The 22,699-nt window shown below is 65.0% G+C and carries 16 protein-coding genes; 8 read left to right on the top strand and 8 right to left on the bottom strand.

Features of this window, described 5'->3' with window-relative positions; all coding sequences use genetic code 11:
* Positions 1-87 precede the first annotated feature (87 nt).
* The gene (locus L0U81_RS26780) at positions 88-291 is read right to left on the bottom strand and encodes a cold-shock protein (protein ID WP_233807684.1); all 204 of its coding nucleotides are present in this window, start codon (positions 289-291) and stop codon (positions 88-90) included.
* Between the two features lie 300 nt (positions 292-591).
* On the bottom strand, positions 592-1,725 hold the full coding sequence (locus L0U81_RS26775) for an AGE family epimerase/isomerase (RefSeq protein WP_233807967.1): 1,134 nt from the start codon (positions 1,723-1,725) through the stop codon (positions 592-594).
* A 299-nt stretch (positions 1,726-2,024) separates the two neighbouring features.
* Here L0U81_RS26775 and L0U81_RS26770 point away from each other — a divergent pair, with 299 nt between their 5' ends.
* The 5 genes from L0U81_RS26770 to L0U81_RS26750 all read left to right on the top strand — a co-directional run bounded on the left by L0U81_RS26770 (position 2,025) and on the right by L0U81_RS26750 (position 5,888).
* A complete protein-coding gene (locus L0U81_RS26770; protein ID WP_233807683.1) occupies positions 2,025-3,377 on the top strand; it encodes a hypothetical protein in 1,353 nt (450 codons plus the stop codon).
* Between the two features lie 219 nt (positions 3,378-3,596).
* Positions 3,597-3,755 carry a hypothetical protein gene (locus L0U81_RS26765; RefSeq protein ID WP_233807681.1) on the top strand — a complete coding sequence of 53 codons (159 nt, stop codon included), beginning with the start codon at positions 3,597-3,599 and terminating at the stop codon, positions 3,753-3,755.
* Positions 3,756-4,200: 445 nt separating this feature from the next.
* Positions 4,201-4,512, top strand: coding sequence for a hypothetical protein (locus tag L0U81_RS26760; protein WP_233807965.1), 312 nt, complete (start codon positions 4,201-4,203; stop codon positions 4,510-4,512).
* Between the two features lie 232 nt (positions 4,513-4,744).
* Complete coding sequence (locus L0U81_RS26755) at positions 4,745-5,356, top strand: flavin reductase family protein (RefSeq protein WP_233807679.1); 612 nt, start codon at positions 4,745-4,747, stop codon at positions 5,354-5,356.
* 97 nt (positions 5,357-5,453) lie between these two features.
* The gene (locus L0U81_RS26750) at positions 5,454-5,888 is read left to right on the top strand and encodes a cupin domain-containing protein (protein WP_233807677.1); all 435 of its coding nucleotides are present in this window, start codon (positions 5,454-5,456) and stop codon (positions 5,886-5,888) included.
* A 48-nt stretch (positions 5,889-5,936) separates the two neighbouring features.
* Here the strand turns inward: L0U81_RS26750 and L0U81_RS26745 are convergent, their stop codons facing one another.
* A complete protein-coding gene (locus tag L0U81_RS26745; protein ID WP_233807674.1) occupies positions 5,937-7,370 on the bottom strand; it encodes a polyhydroxyalkanoate depolymerase in 1,434 nt (477 codons plus the stop codon).
* Between the two features lie 239 nt (positions 7,371-7,609).
* Here L0U81_RS26745 and L0U81_RS26740 point away from each other — a divergent pair, with 239 nt between their 5' ends.
* Positions 7,610-8,263 (top strand): glutathione S-transferase family protein, encoded by a 654-nt coding sequence (locus L0U81_RS26740; protein ID WP_233807673.1) that lies wholly within the window; start codon positions 7,610-7,612, stop codon positions 8,261-8,263.
* A 34-nt stretch (positions 8,264-8,297) separates the two neighbouring features.
* On the opposite strand, the gene L0U81_RS26735 is transcribed toward L0U81_RS26740, so the two are convergent.
* From L0U81_RS26735 to L0U81_RS26725, 3 genes are all read right to left on the bottom strand, one after another.
* Complete coding sequence (locus L0U81_RS26735) at positions 8,298-10,271, bottom strand: methyl-accepting chemotaxis protein (protein ID WP_233807672.1); 1,974 nt, start codon at positions 10,269-10,271, stop codon at positions 8,298-8,300.
* Positions 10,272-10,463: 192 nt separating this feature from the next.
* Entirely contained in the window at positions 10,464-12,824 is a 2,361-nt protein-coding gene (locus L0U81_RS26730) for a heavy metal translocating P-type ATPase (protein ID WP_233807671.1), read from the bottom strand.
* A 95-nt stretch (positions 12,825-12,919) separates the two neighbouring features.
* On the bottom strand, positions 12,920-13,567 hold the full coding sequence (locus L0U81_RS26725; RefSeq protein WP_233807670.1) for an FMN-binding negative transcriptional regulator: 648 nt from the start codon (positions 13,565-13,567) through the stop codon (positions 12,920-12,922).
* 341 nt (positions 13,568-13,908) lie between these two features.
* Here L0U81_RS26725 and L0U81_RS26720 point away from each other — a divergent pair, with 341 nt between their 5' ends.
* Complete coding sequence (locus L0U81_RS26720; protein ID WP_233807669.1) at positions 13,909-15,330, top strand: DUF1254 domain-containing protein; 1,422 nt, start codon at positions 13,909-13,911, stop codon at positions 15,328-15,330.
* A gap of 213 nt (positions 15,331-15,543) precedes the next feature.
* Complete coding sequence (locus L0U81_RS26715) at positions 15,544-19,311, top strand: DUF748 domain-containing protein (protein WP_233807667.1); 3,768 nt, start codon at positions 15,544-15,546, stop codon at positions 19,309-19,311.
* A 321-nt stretch (positions 19,312-19,632) separates the two neighbouring features.
* Here the strand turns inward: L0U81_RS26715 and L0U81_RS26710 are convergent, their stop codons facing one another.
* Positions 19,633-21,078 (bottom strand): DEAD/DEAH box helicase, encoded by a 1,446-nt coding sequence (locus L0U81_RS26710; protein WP_233807665.1) that lies wholly within the window; start codon positions 21,076-21,078, stop codon positions 19,633-19,635.
* 289 nt (positions 21,079-21,367) lie between these two features.
* A complete protein-coding gene (locus L0U81_RS26705) occupies positions 21,368-22,519 on the bottom strand; it encodes a serine hydrolase domain-containing protein (RefSeq protein ID WP_233807663.1) in 1,152 nt (383 codons plus the stop codon).
* Positions 22,520-22,699: the final 180 nt, after the last annotated feature.

The following is a 22,699-nucleotide window of genomic DNA, read 5'->3' as shown; positions in this document are numbered from 1 at the left end:
TAAAGCGAGCCATTTTGCATTAGACGTAGGAGCCTGTGGAGGCCCCTATCGTGACGTCCAAGCCTGTCTCAAAGTACCTGAAAGTACTTAGACCGGCTGGATGTTTGCAGCCTGCTTGCCCTTCGGGCCTTGCTTGACTTCAAACGTCACTTTCTGGTTTTCCTGCAGGGACTTGAAGCCCGACGTCTGGATTTCCGAGAAGTGTGCAAAGAGGTCTTCGCCGCCGTCGTCCGGCGTGATGAAGCCAAAGCCCTTTGCATCGTTAAACCACTTAACAGTACCTGTTGCCATTTTTAATCCAAATAAATGTTGTGTATTGCATCGCGACCGTCATTGCTCGACGTGAGTGCGGCCGCGAGGGGAGAGTTGTATCACGTCTTCATGACAGACGCCAATCAACCTGCATCCGGGTATTCCCGGTTTTGATGCTTTTTTCGCGTTTTGAGGGGGGCTGGTGAGAACTTTTTTTCGCCAGGGTTTACCAGCGGCATTAAATTCTCCCGGCAAGGGGCGACGCATTTTTCTTCATGTGCACGACTGTTTGTTGAGTCGATCCGCCCTTCAACTTCCTCTATTGCCGTCGAAGTTCAGCTAAGTCCGCACTTCGGATTCGGCGGCCACAGGCAGCGCCGCATACGCGGTAGCGAGGTGGTACGGCGTGGTTGACGGCATGTCGGCGCGCGCGACTTCGCCGGTCGGCATTTTGCACTCGAACCAGCCGTGCTCATGCAGGAAGCATCGCTTAAAACGTTCGATCTGTTGCGGCAGCGCCGCGCGCACGGCCGGGTCGTCGTGACAGGCGAGCGCGCGGAGGTATTCCGTCTGTGCCCAGATCCGCTGGGTCGCGTCGTTGACCTGACCGGACTCGTCGAGCGATGCGCACACGCCGCCACTGTCCGGGTCCACGCCATGCTGCTGCGCGAAGGTGAATGCGCGCGCCAGCGATTCGGCGAGTCCCGTGCCATCGAACAGCGCGCCCGCCTGCCTGACCAGCCAGTACCACTCGAACTGATGTCCCGGCTCCAGACGGTTGCCGCTCGTGCCGATCGGCAATTCGGCGATGCAGCCGCTAGGCGCGTGCACGAAGTGTCGCGCGACCGCGCTGGCGAGGCGGCGCAAAGCGGCGCCGAACACGTTGTCGCGCGTCGCTTCGCAGGCGGCGAGCCACGCTTCGGTCAAGTGCATCAGCGGATTCTGCAGCGGCGTGCCGGTCACCTTCGAAAAGTCCACGTTGAGCGCCGCGTTGAAGAGGTCGTCGTCGGCGGCGAAGTTCGACTGGATCAGTGCGGTCGTGTTGTGCACCAGTTTCAGCGCTTCCCGGCTGTCGGAGCGCCGCGCATATTCTGCGCACGCGAACACGACGAACGCGTGCGTATAGAGGTCCTTGGTCGTGTCGAGCGGCTTGCCGAGCGCGTCGACGCTGTAAAACCATCCGCCGTGATCGGTGTCCTGAAACGAATGCGTCAGCGAATCGAACAGCACGCGTGCGTGTTCCATGTCGCCCGCCTGCGAAAACGTGAACAACTGACGTGCGCACGCCATCGCCCGATAGCGTTGCGCGGGCACCGGCTGATGCCCGGTCGCATCGAGTGCTTCATAGGGCAGTTGCAGCGCGTGGTTGAAGCCGGGCCCACGCCACATCGGCAGCACCACGTTCGCGAAGTGCTCGCGCAGCGCGGTCGCGGCGGTGGTCGTCGAAGCAGGGGGAGGGGTCGTGCTTGGCATGGTCGAGTGGTTCAGGCGCAGCGTGCGCAATGTGTCGAGGCGACGTTCCGGGCGGCGGTTCAATATTCTCGCTCGCCGAGGCCGCGTTGGTCTGCGGCTTAGCATAAAGCAAACGCCTCGCGCTGACACCCCGGCGCAATCATCTGAAACGCGCGCGAGGGCGCGAATCGGCGCAAATCGTCGGGGAATGGCTTCGGCGCGCGCGGAGCGCCATGCGACAATGCGGGCTCTAAATATTCCAATGGCAATGACGAGCGGCATTCGGCGCCCCGTTCCCGGCGACGACCGCTCTTTTCTCTATGGCAGATTCCGCAGCATCCCCGCAATCCAGGCCCCAGCGCGCCGCATCGAAGAAGCAGCGCCAGGGCGCCGTCTCCACCGAAACCGAAAACAAGCTGGCGCGCGCAGCGCGCTCGGCGCAACGCCTCGCGCAACTGAGTGGCGTCGCGCGCGATGACAGCACGCTCGACCTGTTCCCCGACGATCCGACTCGCGCGACGCTCGAGGCGATGAACATCGACGTCCGCCAGGGCACGCTGCACGGCTTCGAATTGCCGGATGTGGTGCTGCAGGCGGTCGGCGCATTCGATGAACATGCGTTGCTCGACAAGACGGCGCGCCGCGCACCGCGTGCGGCGAAGCTTGACGCGCCGGTGCCGGTGAACGAGCAGTTGAGCGGGTTCGATGTCGAGTCGGTGACGGCGGCTGCTGATGCGCGCGCAGGCGAGGCCACGAATGGCGCCTGCGCCGATGCAACGCCGAACACCGAATCAAGTACGGACGACAAACCCACGGCAATGTCGCGTGAGCCATCCGCGCCGCTCAGTTCGGCGATGGCCGCCGCGACCGTCGCGCGCAGCGTGACCGCGTTGCGCCAGGCGGCCGAAGCGGAGTCGGCCGCGACGGCGGGCGCCGGCAAACCGCCACAGCGTTTCGCCGCGACCTTCGCGAAAGCTGCGACAGCATCGCGCGACGCGGCTTCGGTTGCCACGTCCGCTGCGATCGGCAGCAGTAACGTGAGCCAGTCCAATGACGCGGCCGCGACGAGTACGCAGTCCGCCTCGTCAGACTGTTCGAGCGCGAAGCAGGACGACGAGCCCTCGACCGTGACGCCCCTGGCGACACCGCGGTCCGCGTCCGCAGACAACTCCACCCGATTCGCCACCGCCTGGCGTGACGCACGCCACACCGACGCGGCCGCCGCCGCGCTGCGCTCGGAGCCGGAACTCGACCGCGCGCGTGCCACCGCGTTCGCCGACACCGTCGATGCGCTGTACGGCGTGATCGCCGATCAACGCCACGCCGCGACCGATCATTCGCGGCGCATGAAATGGATGCTCTCGATCGTGGTTGGTGCGCTGCTGGCGACGGTGGCGATCGGCGTCGCGCAGACGCTGCTGCTAATGCGCCTCACGCGCGAGACGACGGCCCAGCAGTACCGCATCGAGCAGATGATGCAGAACCAGCAGGCCGCGATGGTGAGCCTGCTCGACGCGCACACGGCGATGGCCGCGACGGCAACAGCGAATGCCGCGTCGGCGCCCGCCGCGACGACCCTCACCGCGCCCGCACAGCCCGGCGCGACGCCGAAGCAAGCGAGACACGCTCGCGCCCTGCACGGCCACAAAGCAAAAGCTTCGAGTCTGAACTGACCGGTATTGCCGCCCCGGCGCCACGCGGTGCGGCGCGGCCGTCCGTCCGGTCATTAAATCGGGGATGTTGTCGGGATACAACATTTCGAGCCCGGCGAGAACGCGACAACGCGCCACACGGAAATTTTGCTGCACTGCACTAGCTTTTCCCTAGGGGAAACCCCTATAATCATTCCTAAGGGAAAACCCTAGCAATGCAGTCACTAACCGGGAGTCGCCATGAGCTACATCTTCGCAATGTTCCAAAAGGTCAGCGACCTCTTTGCGTCGCCCCATCTGCCGCTGGATTCGGACTACTCGTACGAAGCGCGTGCCCGTGAAGCGGAGCGTGTGCGCCGCGCGCAGTCCACGCTGTTCGGCATCAAGCTGACGGACTAACACCGGCAGTACCATCCTCGGCGCGAGACAACGCGCTGGGGCGCGCACCTCGGGTGCGCTTTTCATTGAGCCACTATTCGCGAAATGCGGATCGTGGCTTTTTGTTTTTTGGGCCGCAATTGCCGCGACGCACCCCCTCCCAAATGTTTCGTCCCCGAAATGAATGTAACCAGCTTTCACGCTGATTCAGTGAGGCGAGTGGCCACGTGGTCCCGTAAGCCAATGCTGAATGGGGCTCGAAAGCGAAATCGGGCCTCCGACATCCGCCCCCATCTTTGAAATGCGCGCTTACAAGCGCTCACGTCTTCATTCGATTCGGGCCGCTAAAGTGGGTCTCAAGTGTACGGCGTCTGGTTCGGGTCGCCAGCGAAGCGAACGAAGCGAATCGCGTGACCCGGGCAAACATGGACGCTGGCCTGGAACAGAACTTTGACGGGAGGTCATGATGAAAACTTTTGGCAAGGCATCGCGCTCGCTGATCGCAACGCTGCTCGCGGGCGGCACACTCGTCGCGGCTGGTAGCGCATTCGCGCAAGAGCGCGTGATCATCGAAAACGGTCCGCCGCCGGTCGTGCACGGTCAACCGCACATGATGCCGGCGGACGTGTCGATCAACACGGGCTGGCACGGCGATCGTTACTGGGACGGCCACCGCTACTGGGAGCATGACGAGTGGATGCGCCATCATCCGCACGACTTCGATCCGCGCCACCACGACGATCGCGACGATCACCGCCCGCCGCCGCCGCGCTACTAATGCGCGCCTGACGGCGCCGCAGCTGGCGGCGCGAGTCGACGAAGCCGGTCTTCCCGTCACGGGCAGGCCGGCTTCGTTGCATTTGAGCGTGCGGGTCCGACCGTGTCATTGCGCACGCAGGTCGCGCGGGGCCTGTCAGCGTGCGCGGCGAGTGCGGTATAAATAGCCTTCCAATCGTTGGTTCTTCACCGCTTTTCGCGCCGACTGTCACACGCCAACCCTAAACCACGTCATGTCCCATTACTTCTACGACCCCGCCACCGGTCACGGCCTGCCGCATGATCCTTTCAAGGCGATCGTCGCGCCACGGCTGATCGGCTGGATTTCGTCGCGCGACACCGAAGGCACGCTCAATCTTGCGCCGTACAGCTTCTTCGGCGCGTTCGCGACCTTTCCGCCGATCATCGGTTTTTGCAGCGAAGGCCGCAAGGACAGTCTCGCCAACATCGAGGCGACCGGCGAATTCGTGTGGAACCTCGCCACGCGGCCGCTCGCCGAGCAGATGAACCGCTCGTCGGCGTCGGTCGCGCCGCACGTCGACGAGTTCGCGCTGGCCGGACTCACGCCCGCGCCGGGCCGCAACGTCGCGGTCCCGCACGTCGCCGAATCACCGGCCGCGCTCGAATGCAAGCTGCTGCAGGTCGTGCGTCTGCATGACGTCGACGGCAAGCCGATGGACAACTATCTGTCGCTCGGCCAGGTGGTCGGCGTGCATATCGACGACGCTTATCTGAAGGACGGCCTGTTCGACACGCACGCGGCGCAGCCGATCATGCGCGCGGGTTATCGCGCCGACTATGCGCAGATCGGCGAGATGTTCCAGATGATCCGGCCGAGGGTCTGAACTGCCCTCCCGTTAGCTCCACTGGCCTGCTTGATGCTTGCAACCGGCGCTCCACCGCGCCGGTTGCGATGCCGGCACACCTTCCTGGAGCGCGATCATGTCCACCACATTCGCCACGCAATTCAGCCATATCCGGCCGCAGGACACGTCGTACGTGGATCACGGCCTGCGCGACTTCTTCCTTTACCGCGATTTGGGGATCGCCGAGGCGACCGGCGGCAAGGTGCTCGCGCAACTCGTCAAGGCGAATCACGCACCAGAGCAAGGCACCGGCTGGCACCGTCATGAGGCCGATTTCCACATCGTGATCATGCTGAAGGGCTGGGCGCGCTTCATGTACGGCGACAAGGAGACGCTCGTCGCGGCCGGCGATTGCGTGCATCAGGCACCGGGCATCGTCCACTATCTGTTCGACTATTCGGAAGATATGGAGTACCTGGAGATCGTCTCGCCGGCCGACTTCAGATCGATCGACGTCGAGGGGCCATGCGCGGTGCCGGCTCCAACGCCTTGGCGTGACGCGACGGTTTGATGGAACGGCGGCCCGCGCCTCGAAGCGACACGCGGCCGCGCGTATCGCTCAGGACGTCGTGGGCGGTCGTCTGCGTGCGGATCGCGTGGGCTCTGTTGCAGCGGAATCGCTGTTGCCGCTGGCGCTGCCGCCAGCTTCTACTTCCACTCCGACGACGGAGGCCGCAACCGGCGCGGCTGCCGTGACTTCCGCCGCGGTCGCCGCGGGCACCGGCTGGATCGGACGCGCGCGCGAACTGACGAGCACCGCGCGCGGTTCGTTGTCGTAAATCACGGCCCGCACGCGCGGATAAATGTGTTGCTCCCAGCGACGTCCGCTGAACACGCCATAGTGGCCGACACCGGTTTGCACATGATGCGTCTTCAGATACGGCCGCAGGCGTTCGCACATGTCCTGCGCGGCGAGCGTCTGACCGACCGCGCAGATATCGTCCTTTTCGCCCTCCACGGTCAGCAACGCGGTGCGGCGAATTTTCGACGGCTCCACCAGACGTCCCTCCACTTCGAGCGTGCGCAACGGCAGCGCATGCTGCTGGAACACCGTGTCCACGGTTTCCAGATAGAAGTCGGCCGTCAGATCCATCGTCGCGAAGTATTCTTCGTAGAAAGTACGGATCGTGTCGGCTTTCTGCGGATCGCCCTTGCCGCGCTCGTAGTACATCGTTTCGAACGAGTCGGCGTGGCGGCCCGGATTCATCGCCATGAACGCCGCCAATTGCACGAAGCCCGGATACACGCGACGCTGCGCGCCGGCAAAACCGAACGGCACCGCGCTGATCAGGTTGCGCTCGAACCACTCGATCGGCCGGCTCTTGGCCAATTCGTTGACGCGCGTCGGATTGATACGCGTGTCGATCGGGCCGGCCATCAGCGTCATGCTGGCGGGCTGCGCGGGATGATCGTCGGCGGCCATCAGCGCGACGGCGGCGAGCGCCGCGACGGTCGGCTGGCAGACTGCGAGCAGGTGGGTGCCGGACCCGATCCGCGTGGTGAAGTCGATCACATGGCGCACGAATTCGTCGAAGCCGAAGCGGCCTTCGCCGAGCGGCACGTCACGCGGGTTGTGCCAGTCGGTGATGTAGACGTCGTGCTCGGCCAGCATCGTGCGCACGGTTGCGCGCAGCAGGGTCGCGAAGTGGCCCGACATCGGCGCGATCATCAGCACGCGCGGCTGCGGCGTCGAAAGAACGGCGTCCTTACGAAAATGCAGCAGCGAGCAGAACGGCGTGCGCGCGACGACTTCCTCCACCACGGCGACCGGCTCGCCTTCCGTGACGACGCGGTCGATGCCGAACGGCGGCCGCTTCGGCGTGAGTCCGCCGAGGATCAGCAGTTCGCAGATCGCGCGCAGCGAGCGTCCGTGCGACGTATCCGCGATTGCGGGCCACGCATCGAGCGAATGGTTCGCCAGCGCCGCGCCGTGCCGCATCGGTAGCAGCATGTCGGCGCAGGCCTGATAGGCGGGATAGGCGAACAGATTCATACTGTCACACGAGTGCGTCAGAAAGACAGGAACCCGAATTAAAGCAAGTGATACGCCAGGCGCCTGCGCGCGGTACCCCGCATGTCGCCTCGGGTCGCCACATGCGCTGGCGCATCGGCATGTCCCTTGCATGCGTCAGCTAAATGGGCCGGCCTTGCCGCGCTTTGGTGCGCGCGTGCACGGCGGCGTGCACGGGTGCAAGTAAGCGCGGCGCGATGCCCGATCAGGAGGACACACGTATGGGGAATACTACGCTCACGATCAGCAGCAGGAATTACTCGTCGTGGTCGCTGCGCGGCTGGCTGCTGACGAAATTCAGCGGCTTGTCATTCGAAGAGATCGTGGTGCCGATCGACGATCCCGCGACGCGCGCCGAACTGCTGTTGCTGTCGCCGTCGATCCTCGTGCCGTGCCTCGAGCACGAGGGCGTCAAGGTCTGGGACACGCTGGCGATCGCCGAATATCTGAACGAGCTGAAGCCGGAAGCGGCGCTGCTGCCGCGGGACATCCACGCCCGCGCGCATTGCCGCTCGATCTGCGGCGAGATGCATTCGGGGTTTGCGTCGTTGCGCTCGGCATTGCCGATGAACCTGAAGGCGCATTTCCCGGGCTTCAAGGTCTGGGCGCGCGCGCAATCCGATATCGAGCGGATCGTGACGATCTGGCGCGAATGTCTGAAGGAGTACGGCGGCCCGTTCCTGTTCGGCGAGCGGACCATGGCGGACGCGATGTACGCGCCCGTTGTCACGCGGTTCGTGACCTATGACGTGCAACTCGATCCGGATATCGTCGAATACGGGCAGCTGATCATGGCGCTGCCCGAGATGCGCGAGTGGATCGCGCTCGCGCGGCAGGAGGTGGAGGAGATCGACGAGCTGGACGTCGAGTTTTAAGCGCGGCGGGCGCCGTTCGCTTGACGCAGATCCGTCACCCGCGCCCGTCTTCGAGCTTGAACACGCTGACCAGTTGCGCGAGCCTTGCAGCCTGCTCGCGCAACTCGGCAGCCGCTGCCTCCGCGTCGCCGACGATCGTCGCGTTCTGCTGGGTCGCCTCGCCGATCTGGGTGACCGCCAGATTGACCTGCTCGATGCCGCCCGACTGCTCGCGCGACGCGACGTTGATCTCGCTCATGATCGCGCGAACCTGGCCGACCTGAGTGACGATCCCCTGCATCGTCGCGCTCGCTTCTTCGGCGATGCGAAAACCGCTTTTGACGTTCGCGCTCGACGTTGCGATCACCGCCTCGATCTCCTTCACCGCCGCCGCGCTGCGCTGCGCGAGGCCGCGCACTTCCGCCGCGACGACCGCGAAGCCCTTGCCGTGTTCGCCCGCGCGCGCCGCTTCGACGGCCGCGTTCAACGCGAGGATGTTGGTCTGAAAGGCGATGCCCTCGATCACCGTCGTGATCTCGGCGATCTTCTGCGACGACCGGCCGATCTCGCCCATCGTCGACACCACGCGCTCGACCGCGCGCCCGCCTTCGAGCGCGGCGTCGGCCGCATGGGTGACGAGCGTGTTCGCCTCGGTCGCGTGATCGGCGTTCTGCTGCACGGTCGACGTGATCTGCTCCATGCTCGCCGCCGTTTCCTCCAGGCTGCTCGCCTGCGTCGCGATGCGCATTGCGATGTTGCCGCTGCCGGTGGCGATCTTCTCTGTGCCCGCCGACATGTCGGCCGACGCGCTGCGCACCTGCGCGACGATGCGCGCGAGGCCTTCGCCGATGCCGTCGATCGCCTGCATCAGGCGGCCGATCTCGTCGGCGCGCGCGCGGCCGTGCTGCGCGACGCGCACGCTCAGATCGCCCGCGGCGAGACGCTCGGAGGCGCGCGCGGCTTCGTCGAGCGGACGACTGACGAGCCGTCGGACCGCGACGAGGAACGCGATCGCGAACAGGCCGACCAGCGCGAGGCCGAGCAGCAGGAATTCGTTGCGGGTGCGCACGATGTCGGCCATCACTTCGTCACGCGGCGCGACGCCGCCGACGAGCCAGTGCCACTCCGGCACCGTGACGAACGACACGAACTTGTCGCGCGTGTCGGACTCGCCAAGCGTCGCGTCGGCCGAGCGGTAGTCGAGCTCGCCCTGCTTCATGTCGAGCATGCGCTGATACGGCGCGTTCGCGTCGTCGGCTTTCTGGCCCGCGACGGCCGGATGCACGAGCAGCTTGCCGCGCTCCGCGCCGCTCGATGCGTCGAGCACGAAGTAGTAGCCGCTCGCGCCGATCTTCAGCGCGTGAATGCCGTCCTCGACCGACTGGATCTCCTTGTCCACGTCGACGCCGACGAACAGCGCGCCGATCACGCGGCCGCTCGCGTCGGCGATCGGCCGGTACTGCGTGATCATGCGCTTGCCGAACAGCGTGGCAAGGCCGGTGTACGTGCGGTTCGCGAGCAGCGGCGCATACGCCGGCCCCTTGCGGTCGAGCAGCGTGCCGATCGCGCGCGTGCCGTCCTGCTTCTTCAGCGACGTGGTCACGCGCACGAAGTCGTCGCCGCTGCGCGCAAACACGGTCGCGACCCCGCCGCTGCGTTCGAGGAACTGGTCGGGAATCGTGAAGTCGAGGTTCAACACTTTGCCGCCGGCCTTGAAAGTCGGCGTCGCGACGCCGCCGATGTCGACTTTCTGTGTGTCGTCGAGCGAGAAGTCGGTGGGCAGGAAGCTCGCGAACAGCGCTGTCGACCGATCGACCTCGGCCGACAGCGCCTGGTCGAACAGCGCGATCATCGCGGCGATCGAGCGGTCCTTCTCGGCAATGCGTTCGAGCACCTGATCGCGCACCTGGTCGCCGGCGGCGCGCGCGAGCGCCCACGCGAAGGTGGCGAAAATCAGCGCGACAAGGACGCACGAGAGCACCGCAAGCCGGACGCCGACGCTGGCGCGGCGCGAGAAGAGAGAGTTCATGGGCAGGCGCGAAAAGGGAACAGGCGATGCGCGTGATACTTGGCCGGAAAACGGCATCGAATCACTGGTTTACGGCTTGGGAGACGACGGCCTTTAGCGGGGGGAGGGGGAAAACCTTCCCGTAATGAGGAGAAAACGGGCCACGAGGAGACGTGGCCGCATGCGGGGAGGTCTTCCAGCGATGCTTAATGCTTAACGCACTTGATCGGCGGAGTGGCCCGGCGCTGCGCGCCACGTCCGCAGCAGCAGCGCGTTCGTGACGACGCTGACGCTCGAAAACGCCATCGCCGCGCCCGCCAGCATCGGGTTCAGCAGGCCGAACGCGGCCAGCGGAATGCCGATCAGGTTGTACACGAATGCCCAGAACAGGTTCTGCTGGATCTTGCGCCAGGTTCTGCGCGAGATGTCGATCGCGTCGGCGACGAGCGCCGGGTCGCCGCGCATCAGCGTGATGCCGGCGGCGTGCATGGCGACGTCGGTGCCGGTCGCCATCGCGATGCCGATGTCGGCGGCGGCGAGGGCGGGCGCGTCGTTGATGCCGTCGCCCGCCATCGCGACGATGCCGGCGTGGCGAATCTTCAGGTCGCGGATCACGCGGGCCTTGTCGTCGGGCAGCACCTCGGCGTGGAATTCGTCGATGCCGAGCGCCTGCGCGACGCTCGCCGCACTGCCGCGGTTGTCTCCGGTCACGAGCACGCTGCGGATGCCCATGCGGGTGAGCCGCGCGACGGCCGCGCGCGCGGTCGGCTTCACCGTGTCGCCGAACGCGATCAGCGCGAGCGCTTCGGGGCCGCGAGGCGCGCGCGCCATCAGCCACGACACCGTGTTGCCGGCGGCTTCGAGTTCCTGCGCGCGGTCGGCGAGCGCCGGCGGCAGTGCAATGCCGAGCTCGCGCAGCCAGCGCGTGCTGCCGAGCGCGAGCGTGCGGCCGTCGACGTCGGCTTCGACGCCCCGGCCGGCGACGGCGCGAGCGGCGGTGGCGCTGGTCGCGCCGTGGCCTTCGCCGGCCGGTTGCCCGAACTGAGCCTCGTACGCGCGCACCACTGCCCGCGCCAGAGGATGATCGCTATGCCGCTGCACCGCCGCAGCCAGCGTGAGCGCTTCGTCGCGGGCCATGTCGCCGACCGGCTCGAACGCCGTCACCGAGGGCTGGCCGAGCGTCAGCGTGCCGGTTTTGTCGAACGCGACGATCGAAACGCGATGCGCGATTTCCAACGCTTCCGCGTCCTTGATCAGCACGCCGTGGCGCGCCGCGACGCCGGTGCCGGCCATGATGGCGGCGGGCGTCGCGAGTCCGAGCGCGCATGGACAGGCGATCACCAGCACCGCGACCGCGTTCAGGATCGCGGTTTCGCCGCCCGCGCCGGCGAGCAGCCAGCCAACGAGCGTGAGCGCGGCAATCGCCAGAATCGCCGGCACGAAGATTTCGCTGACGCGGTCGACGAGCCGCTGAATCGGCGCCTTCTCGGCCTGCGCGCTTTCGACGAGCCGGATGATGCGCGCGAGTGTCGTCTCCGCCCCGATCGCGGTGGTCGTCACCACGAGCGCGCCTTCGCCGTTGATCGAGCCGGCCGTGACGGCGTCGCCGGTCTGCTTCGGCACCGGCAGGCTTTCGCCGGTGATCAGCGCTTCGTCGATATGCGTGCGGCCTTCGAGCACCGCGCCGTCGACCGGCACCCGCTCGCCCGGCCGCACGATCACGACCGTGCCGACCCGCACCTGCGCGAGCGGCACGTCGCGTTCGCCGGCGCCGTCGCGGATGCGCGCACGGTCGGGGCGCAGCGCGTTGAGCGCGCGGATCGCATCGGTGGTCTGGCGCTTCGCGCGCGCCTCGAGCCATTTGCCGAAGCGCACCAGCGTGATCACGACCGCCGATGCCTCGAAGTACAGATGCATCATGTCGCCCGGATGCGTCGCGAGTTCGTAGACGCTGATGCCGTACGCCGCCGATGTGCCTAGCGCGACCAGCAGGTCCATGTTGCCCGCGCCGGCGCGCACTGCACGATAGGCGGCGCGATAGAAGCGCGCGCCGAACACGAACTGCACGATCGAGGCGAGCACGAACTGCGGCCACGGCGGCAGCATCGCGTGCAGGCCGAACCATTCGCCGAACATGGGTGCGACGAGCGGCAGCGTCAGCAGCGCGGACACGACCACGCTCGCGAGGTCGCGGCGGGTTTGAATCTGCTTGCGGTCGATGGCGGGGGCGGGCGTCGTGGCGAGGATGTCGCCGGCGTCGCCGGTCGCCGCCGCATCGACTGGCGCGGCGGTGGCGGGCGGCGCGCTCAGCGTCGCTTCGTAGCCGGCTTTTGTGACGGCGGCGATTAGCGCGCTAGCGTCGACGGTTGCGGTGCTTTGCGGTTGAACTGTGGCGGTTTCGGTCGCCAGATTGACCGACGCGTGCGCGACACCCGGCACCTTCGCGAGCGCCTTTTCGACACGCATCGCGCACGACGCGCAAGTCATTCCGCCGATCTCGAGTTCGACGGCGTGCGTGGCGGAGGGCGTGGCGGCAGCGTCGGCGGGGCGCTGCGGGTTGGCAAGTTCGGTCATGGCAGGCAAGGCTCGTGGCGGCATTGGGCCGCATGCAGGGTCCAGTATTGACCTTCCCATGATGGGAAGGTCAAGGCCGGATTATGCGACCGCCGTCAAAACGCCGGCGGCGCATCCAGCATCGCCTGTCCCACCGCCTTCTGCTGATCGCTGTCGCGCGCGAGCAGCGTTTGCGCCGCGCCGCGCCGGTCTTCCGCCACCTTGTTCTGCCCGAGCTTCCATTTGCCGACGAGCCGTGTCACCTCGATCTCGATACCGACGATCGCGCCGAGCATCTGCGCGATGTAGTCGGCCGGCGCGTCGCCCATCTTCCACGGCACCGGCTCGCCGGCTTCCATCTTGCGCGTGAGCCGCGCGACGAGGCCACGCACGAACGATTCATCGTCACGCACCACAATCCTGCCATGTGCATGCACGACCATATAGTTGTAGGTCGGCACCTGCTTGTGCGTTTCGTGTTTGCTTGGATACCAGGTCGGCGAAATATAGGCGGCCGGTCCCTGGAAGATCACGAGCGCTTCGGGATGGGTCGCGACTTCCTGCCAGACCGGATTCGCCCGCGCGACGTGCGCGCGCAGCACCAGACGTGACGAATCCGCCGCGTCGGCCTGCGCTTCGAACGGCAAATGATTCGCGTCGAGCCCATTGGGGCCGTTCGTAATCAGCGCGCCGAACGGTTGCTCGGCGATCAGGCGGTGAAGAACCTCTGGACGGTTCTCTTCGAAATGGGCGGGCATGTACATTGAAGCGCTCCGGATGCGGGACGACGATAGAGTTGGGAGAGCCGACATATTGGCGGATCAACGGATCCGCGACTCGAAATGCATGATGTGCTCGCGCTAGCAGTTGGCGTTGGAACGTGACACGGCAACGATATCGATTGTCACATTAGTGAACTCCATGCGCGCTGCCAGCTGCGATTCCTTGCATTGTGCTTGCCTGGTTAGCAAGGATACGATACAACGCGATGTTGTCGAAATCGCAACCCGCGGACTCGCTGCGCAATCTTTTGGGAGAACTGCGCATGCACCTGGCGCTGCGCACCGACGTCTCCCTGGTACTGCGCGTTCCGCACTCTGAACGAATGATAAAAAATCGCCGAGAACTGTTTTTGCTTCAACGAGCCTGCGCGTCGATCGCGGGTCTCGCATTGCTGGCCAGCTGCACCTCGATCCCTACCGCCACGCAACAAAGCACCGGCTGGATCAAGGACGAAGTCGCCGACTCCTACGTATTCGGCTATCCGCTCGTGCTGATGAGCGCCACGCGCGATGCGGCGATCGGCACCGATCCGGGCCAGGCGCCTTTCAACACGCTGCGTCACGCGCAGGCGCTGCCGCCGATCGGCGCGACCAGCCCGCCGCAGCCGAGCCTCGATACGCTCGACTCGAACGGCTGGCTCGACTTGGGCGATGGGCCGGTGATCCTGTCGCTACCCGATTCTCACGGCCGCTACGTCGATGCGCGCGTGCTCGACATGTGGACCAACGTCGTGTGGTCGACCGGGCCGCAGTTCGGCGCGGGCACGGCCGCCGCCAAGGGTCTGCGCGCGCAAACGTTCGCGTTCGTCGCACCGGGCTGGAAGGGCGATCTGCCGAAGGGCGCGAAACGCGTCGAAGTGCCGACCCGCAACGCCTGGATCAGCGTGCGCATCCAGTCGAACGGCGCACACGATCTGAACGCGGTGCGCAAGCTGCAACGCGCGATCCGTCTGGAGCCGCTGAGCGTCTTCGTCGGCGACGCGGAGCCGGCGGCGGTGCCGCCGCGCGGTAATGCAAGCGGCGTCGCGGGGACCAGCGGCACGCCGGCGCAGCAGGTCGCCGCGCTCGACGCGAGCGGCTTCTTCGGCCGTCTTGCCGAGGCGTTGCCCGACAATCCGCCGACACCAGCCGATCCGCACGCACTCAAATTCCTCGCCGATCTCGGCGTCACGCCAGGCGAACCGGTGAAGCTGCCGAAGGCGTCCGATGCACTTTCAGCCGGTCTCGCGGACGGTCGTGATCGCGTCGCGACACCGCCGTCGAATCTGCTGAGCGGACACGGCTGGAGCTGGTTCGGCGACGCAGTCGGCAACTACGGTCCTGACTATGGGCTGCGCGCGTATGCGGCGAGCACGCAGTTGGGCATCGGTACGAAGGACGACGAAGTACGCGCGGTCGTCACACAGGACAGCGACGGCAACACGCTGAACGGCGCGAACCGCTACGTGATCCATTTCGCGGCGGACCAGTTGCCGCCGGTGCGCGGTTTCTGGACGATTACCGCATATACGAAAGATGGTGCGCTGAGCGAGAACGCACCGGCGCGGCTCGCGGTCGGCGATCGCAATGGCGCGCGCCGCAATCGCGATGGTTCGCTCGACGTGGTCGTGTCGTCGGTGCGCAGCCGGACCGGCAACTGGCTGCCGGCGCCGCGCTCGGACATGCAACTGGTGCTGCGCATGTACGCGCCGAAGCCGCAAGCCACCGATGGCAGCTGGCAGCCGCCGGCGGTCGTGCGGCAATGATGTGAACGGCGCGCGGGCAAGCCGCGCGCCGTCCGGCTTCGTTATCTAACGCTTCCGAAAATCTCCAACGCCGGAAAGCAAATCCGTCAGCAGCACGAATCGTCAGGCCGGTCTTGACATTTCTGTCTAACCATTGATTCACGACTTATACTGCCGCTTGCAGGATCTCTGTTTTGCGCGGCGGGCTTGCCGCCGCATTCACCCAGATCGAGCATGGCAAGCCTCAATAAAGCATCGTTAGCCTCCTCCATGCGGACCGTGCGCGAAGTCGCGCAGTCGCACCGTACGCGACGGATTCTCGTCGGTCTGCTGATCTTCCTCGTCGTGTTCGGCCTGCTCGGCTTTTTCGCGGCGCCGCCACTGATTCGCCACATTGCGAGCCAGCAGCTGAGCAAGCAGCTCGACCGGCCGGCGTCGATCGGGCGCATCGCGCTCAATCCGTACACACTGCGCTTCGAGGCCGACAACGTGCATATCGGCGAGCGCGGCGGCGCGGGCGACTTCGTCGATATTTCGCGGCTCATCGTGCAGCCGTCGTGGAGTTCACTATTTCGCGGCGCGCCGATCGTCGACGAAGTGCACGTCGATTCGCCGCGCTTTCATATCGTTCGCTACGATGCGCAGCACTTCAATTTCACCGACCTGGTCGAGAAATTCGCGAATCAGCCGGCAAAACCGAACAGCAAGCCGACGCAGTTCTCCGTGTCGAACATTCGCGTCGAGAACGGCCAGATCACCTTCGACGACCGGCTGCTCGGCACCAGCCACGTGATCGATCAATGGAAGCTCGGCATCCCGTTCATCGCGACGCTGCCGTCGAAGACCGATATCTTCGTCGAGCCGCTGCTGCGCGCGCGCATCGACGGCGACAGTCAGCTCGCGATCGACGGCAGGACCAAGCCGTTCGCGGCATCGCGCGAATCGGAAGTGTCGTTGCGCTTCGATGAACTCGACGTGCCGAAGCTGGTGTCCTATGCGCCGACGAAGCTGCCGGTGATCGTGCAGTCGGGCAAGCTGTCCACCGACCTGAAGCTGAACTTCGTGATGTCGAACGACACGCCGTCGCTACGCGTCGCCGGCACCGTGGACCTGAACGACGTCGACGTGCAGGATCAGGGCAAGGCGCCGTTCTTCGCGGCGCGCGCGGTGCATGTGACGGCGGCATCGCTCGAGCCGTTGAAGAGCGTCTATCACTTCGACGATATCCGCATCAACGCGCCGAGCGCGAGTCTCGCGCGCGACAAGGACGGAGTACTGAGCGTCGAGCATATGTTCGCGAGCGCGCCGGAAAAAGCGGCGCCGAAGGAAACCGCGGACGCGAATGCCAGTGCCAAAACCGCCGCCGCCGAAAAAGCGGCCCCGCCGTTCGACATCGCGATCAAACGCTTCTCACTCGACGACGGCACGGTGAACTTGCGCGACGAAGCCGCGTCGCATCCGGTCGAAACCGGTCTGCAAAACCTCTCGGTCACGCTGACCGATTTCTCGACGCTCGCGTCAACCCTCGCGCACTACACGCTGAACACGAACCTGAAGGACGGCGCCGGTTCGGTTGCCGCCGACGGCACGGTCGGCCTCGCCGCGAAGACGGCGAGCGCGAAGCTCGATCTGAAGTCGCTGAAGCTGCCGCCGTGGCAGCCGTATCTCGATACCGCGACGTCCGCGGAAGCGCTCGACGGCGCGCTGTCCGCGACGATGAATATCGACGCGAACTGGTCGAAGTCGCCGATGGCGCTGACGGTCGCGGACACGCAACTGGACATGCAGGCGCTGAAGCTCGCGGCACGCGGCGACAAGACGCCGGTGATCTCGCTCGCGCAGGGCAACGTGGTCGTCAAGCAGGTGGACGTCGCGGCGCGCACGGCCGACGTGACGAGCGTCGATGTAACTGGCCTCGCGGTCGACGCGCAGCGTCTGAAGGACGGCAGCATCAATCTGAACGCGCTTGCGGGTGCGCATCAGGAGGCGACGCAGCGCACCGCGATTCACGCGGCGAAAAAAGCGCAGGCCGAGGGCCCCGCGTGGCGCTATACGATCGGTGAATTGACGCTCAAAGACGCGAGCGCCGATTTCACCGACAACACGACACCGCGGCCGGTCAAACTGAGCTTTACGCCGGTGCAGTTGAAGGTGCAGAAGATCAGCGACGACCTGAGCCGTCCGCTGCCCATCGACCTGCAAGCGACGTTGAACAAAAAGGGCACGCTTGCGGTGAAGGGCGACGTGACCGCCACGCCGCTGAAGCTGGCGGTCAAGATCAACGCCAACCAGCTCGACGCGGCCGCGTTCGAGCCGTACTTCGGCAGCAACCTGAACGCGACGCTCGCGAGCGCGCTGCTGAACGCGAACGGCGATCTCGCAGTCACCCAGGCGAAGTCGCTGAAAGCGAACTTTCGCGGCGACATGGCGCTCGTCGCCGTGCGCATGATCGACAAGGCGACGTCGGCCCCGTTCGCGGGCTGGGGCTCGTTCGCGCTGACGAACCTGAAAGCCGACTACGACGAGCACGGCACGGTGGTCGACGCGGGCCGCGTGACATTCTCGAAGTTCTATGGACGCGTGCTGCTCGACGCGCAAGGCAAGCTGAACCTGAAGGACGTGGTCGCGCACGAGAGCGGCGAGGCGCAGTCGCTGACACGCAGCAAGAGCGGCTCACATCCGATTCCGCTGACACCGGAGGCGGTGTCGGAAGCGGTCGCGGCCTCGGCGCCGCTCGCGGCATCCGCTTCAACGCCGGGTACAGCGGCCAAACCGGTCGCCACCGTAACGGCCGCGACGCCGCCCAAGAGCCCGGTGAAGCTGCACTTCGGACAACTGGTGTTGCAGCAGGGCCGCGTGACCTACACCGACAACTTCATCAAGCCGAACTACACGGCGAACCTTGTCGACATTCAGGGCACGATCGGCGCGTTCGGCACGGAATCGACCACGCCCGCGCCGGTCGACGTCGCCGCGAGGCTCGCGGCCAACGGTCCGCTGACGATCCGTGGCACCGTCAACCCGCTGATCGCGAAACCGGCGCTCGATCTGACCGCGACCGCGCACGACATCGAGCTGACCAACCTGACACCGTATTCGGCGAAATACGCCGGCTACCCGATCACGAAGGGCAAACTCAACGTCGATCTGCACTACAAGCTCGACAACGACCAGTTGGACGCGAACAACCACCTGTTCATCGATCAGCTGACCTTCGGCGATCACGTCGACAACGACACCGCGACCAAGCTGCCGGTGCGTTTCGCGATCTCGCTGCTGAAGAACTCGCGTGGCGAGATCGACGTGAACCTGCCGGTGTCGGGCTCGCTGTCGAACCCCGAATTCAGCATCGGCGGGCTGATCTGGCATGCGGTGCTCAATCTGCTCGAAAAGGCGGTGACCGCGCCGTTCACGCTGATCGCGCACGCGTTCGGCGGCAGTGGCGAGGAACTTGGCTACGTCGAATTCGAGGCAGGCTCGGCCACGCTCACCGACGCCGACAAGCAGAAGCTCGACACGATCGTGAAGGCGCTGGCCGACAAGCCGTCGATCCGCATGGACCTGATCGGCCGCGTCGATCCGAAGGTCGACGAACCGGCGCTGCGCTCGCGGTACGTCGATCAGATGGTCAAGCGGCAGAAGATCAAGGACGTGGTGGGCAACGGCGAGAGCGTCGATCTCTCGACGGTCACGGTCGATCAGCAGGATTACGACAAATATCTGACCAAGGCCTACAAGTCGTCCGACTTCAAGAAGCCGCGCAACTTCATCGGCATGACGAAGACGCTGCCCGACGACGACATGAAGGGCGCGCTCGCGGCCAACGCGCCGATCGACGAGGCGAGCCTGCGGCAACTCGCACAGCAGCGCGCACAGAGCGTGCAACAGTACCTGGAAGGCAAGATCGACAGCAGCCGCGTGTTTATCGTCGCGCCGAAGATGAATGCTGACGACATCAAGGACAAGGGCGCGACGACGCGGGTCGATTTCGGGTTGAAGTGATGGCGGCGCGCGAGCCGTGACCGTGGGCTCATAAAAAAGGTCCTTCGCGGATTTCTGGGGAAAGGCGCTTGCCCGAAGCGGTAGTGAGCGATGAGCCGATCAATCGACGTCTTTCGTGTGAGAAGCGGACACATTCGTGAGAGCCGACCACGAGCGGACGCTCGCTACGCACGATTTCAACGTCTTTTCGGCCCCGAAGTCGTTACTGGATTCAGTGCGTCGTTACCCGCCGAACTGATGCACGCCAAAGCCGCGCCGCTGCCTGCCAGCGCACCGCAAATTGCCAGCCTGTTCCAGGGCTGGCGTCACTCACCCCACGAATCAGGGTCGGCGTTTTCCGCGGCCATCAGCCGGTTTGCCTGCCGGCTTACGTGAACCCGCAGCGGGCTTGCTGGCGGGTTTTTTGAGTGGTTTTTGCACGCTGAATGGGTTACCGCTGGACAAGCTTGTGCCTTTGCCCGCGGCCACAGCGCGCTGCGCCGCAGGCTTGCGTTTGTTTTCGCCACTTTGCGGGCGCGGTTTTTTGCTGAGCACCTGCATGGCGCCCGGCGCAGCTTGCGGCACTTTGGGCTTCTTAGGCTTTTTGGGTTTCTTGATGATCTGGCCCGTCGCGCTGGTTTGCGGCACGCGGTGTTCGGCTTCAAAACCCGGCTCTTCTTCACGGGGCAGCGTTTGCCGGATCAGCGCTTCAATCGCGGCCAGTTGTGGCGCTTCATCGGCACACACAAGGGACACCGCCACGCCGCTGGCGCCCGCGCGGCCGGTACGGCCAATACGGTGCACATAGTCTTGCGCCACGATCGGCAGATCAACGTTGATCACCAGCGGCAGGTCGTCGATATCCAGCCCGCGCGCAGCCACATCGGTGGCTACCAGCATACTTACTTCGCGCGTCTTGAAGCGCTCCAGCGCACGCAGGCGCGCGGGTTGCGGTTTGTCGCCGTGAATGGTGTCGACCGCGTAGCCCGCTTCGTCCAGCATGGCCGCCAGGTAATCCACGCCATTGCGGGTTTTGACGAACACCAGCGCGTGCTCCCAGTTGTTCTCAGCCACAAGGTGCATGAAGAGCTCAGGTTTGTTCCTTTTATCCACCGGCACCACCCACTGCCTGATCTTGCTGGCCGTGGCATTGGGCGGGCTGACGCTGATGTTGACCGGGCCGTGCAGAATGCTCGCCGCCATGGCGCGGATATCGTCGGTAAACGTGGCAGAGAACAGCAGGGTCTGGCGCTGAGCGGGCAAGGCAGCAAAGACGGCGTTGAGTTCGCGCGCAAAGCCCAAATCAAGCATGCGGTCGGCTTCATCCAGCACCAACGTTTGTACCTGATCAAACTGCACCGCGTTCTGACGATTGAGATCCAGCAAACGGCCCGGCGTAGCAACGAGCACGTCCACGCCTTTGCGCAACTTCATCATCTGCGGATTGATACTCACACCGCCGTAGGCGGCCAGGAATCGTAAGTCGAGGCCTTTTCCGTAAGCGATAAAGCTTTGCAGCACTTGTTCAGCCAGTTCACGCGTGGGCACCAGCACCAGAACACGCGCGCGGTTGCTCGACACCGCCGGGCCGTGTTGCACCAGCCGTTGCAACAGCGGCAGCGCAAAACCCGCCGTTTTGCCAGTGCCGGTCTGTGCCGCAGCCATGACGTCCTTGCCACTGAGCACAGCAGGAATCGCCTTGGCCTGCACCGGCGTAGGTGTCTGGTAATTGAGGTCCTGCACATTACGCAGCAAGAGATCGATCAAGCCAAGCGAGGCAAAAGACATGGGCGTATTCCTAGCTGAAACCGCAATTCTAGCGGTTGGAGCTGGGCGGCAAAGGAGGAGTTAGACGGCCGGGCGTTTCATAGCCACCGCCGGTCGATGGATGGTGGTCGGAATCCAGCAAGCGACGAATAAGTCCTATTGATCCGATGGGGTTGACCGTGAACGACCCGAGCCGGACACCTGCCTACCGAAACTGACAATCCAGGAGCGGTCAGTGACCAAGACTGCCCTTAACCGCACCAGACTGAGCACGGCGGTTGGTCCCGTTCGCCGCGCTCACACTCTGGCGTCACGCCGCTGGTACGACCGCACCCACCTGCTGGTACACCGCCGTCTCGAAGCCAATGAGCGTCTCGACGAAAGGCATGTCGAAGAAAGGCAGCAGCTGCGTCATCAGCACACCGCCGATGCCCTTGGTGCGGTCGATCCAATAGTAGGTATTGAAGACGCCGGCCCAGTCACCGGTCCCGCTGCTGCGCATGCCCGGTACATCGGCGAGCGTGAGGTGGAAGCCGAGACCCCAGCCCTGCGGCGCCGGAGGTGCGGGCACATCGTTCGACAATTCAGGCACCGTGGATTTCAGCAGATCGGGGAGCCTGATATCACCGAGGTGGTTTTGCAGCGCCATCTGCACAGTCGCCGACTCAAGGATGCCGGCGCCGTCGTTGAGCCATGCCTGGAGAAAGCGGCCGTAATCTTGCACCGTGCCGTACGATCCGTGGCCGGCAGCGTCCCATTCGGAGGTCGGCGGCAGATCGAGCGTTGAAGGCGCAAGCGTGCCGTCAGGTTGGCGCTGCATCACGCGCAGCAGCCGCGCACGTTGTTCGACGCTGGGCGCAAATGTCGAGTCGTTCATTCCCAACGGCCCGTACACATGCTGCTTGAGGTAGCTGCCCAAACTCTGTCCAGATAGCTTCTCGACAATGAGCCCTAGCCAGTCCGTGTTGGTGCCGTACTCCCAGGCCGTGCCGGGGTCGTTGACGAGTGGCGCAGAGAGACTGCGCTTCAGTCCCGTGAGAGGGTTGGGCTCCCCCGTGAGCTCGTGGTAGCGCATCAATTTTTCGCTGAGGAAGAAATAGCCCAGGCCTGCCGAGTGGGTCATCAGTTGGCGCACCGTGGCTGCGCGGGCGGGAGGCCGCAAGCGCGGCTTCTCGCCGTCGAAGCCCTCCAGCACCTGCAGCTGACCGAACTCCGGCAGAATCGACTCGACGGTGGCATCAAGGCTTAGCTGCCCCTTCTCGACGAATTGCAGCGCCGCGGTAGTGGCCACTGCCTTCGTCATCGACGCGTTGCGGAACACGGTTTGTGGGCCCGCCTCGCCCGCGGCGTAATGGAAGAGCGGGCCGTTGCGGCTAACTACGATTGCCGCAACGCCGTGAACAATACCTGTCGAGACTGCATCGTCCAGCAGTGCCTTGATGGCAGAACCGTCAAACGTCATGGTCGTCTCCTGCGTTCATGGTTGGGAACCCGTACGCGGAATCGGTTCCGGTACGGGTCCTGCAATTTTGCGCCAGGAGGCTGGAGGTATGGGGCCCTCGAGTGCGGAGTAGCGCACGCTCCGCTACTGTTCAATGCCCCCGGTCGACGGCCGGAAAGCAGCCCTTCGTGAGTGACTGCC

The sequence above is a fragment of the Paraburkholderia sp. HP33-1 genome (assembly GCF_021390595.1).
Lineage (GTDB): Bacteria > Pseudomonadota > Gammaproteobacteria > Burkholderiales > Burkholderiaceae > Paraburkholderia.
This window is presented reverse-complemented; position numbering and strand designations above follow the sequence as displayed.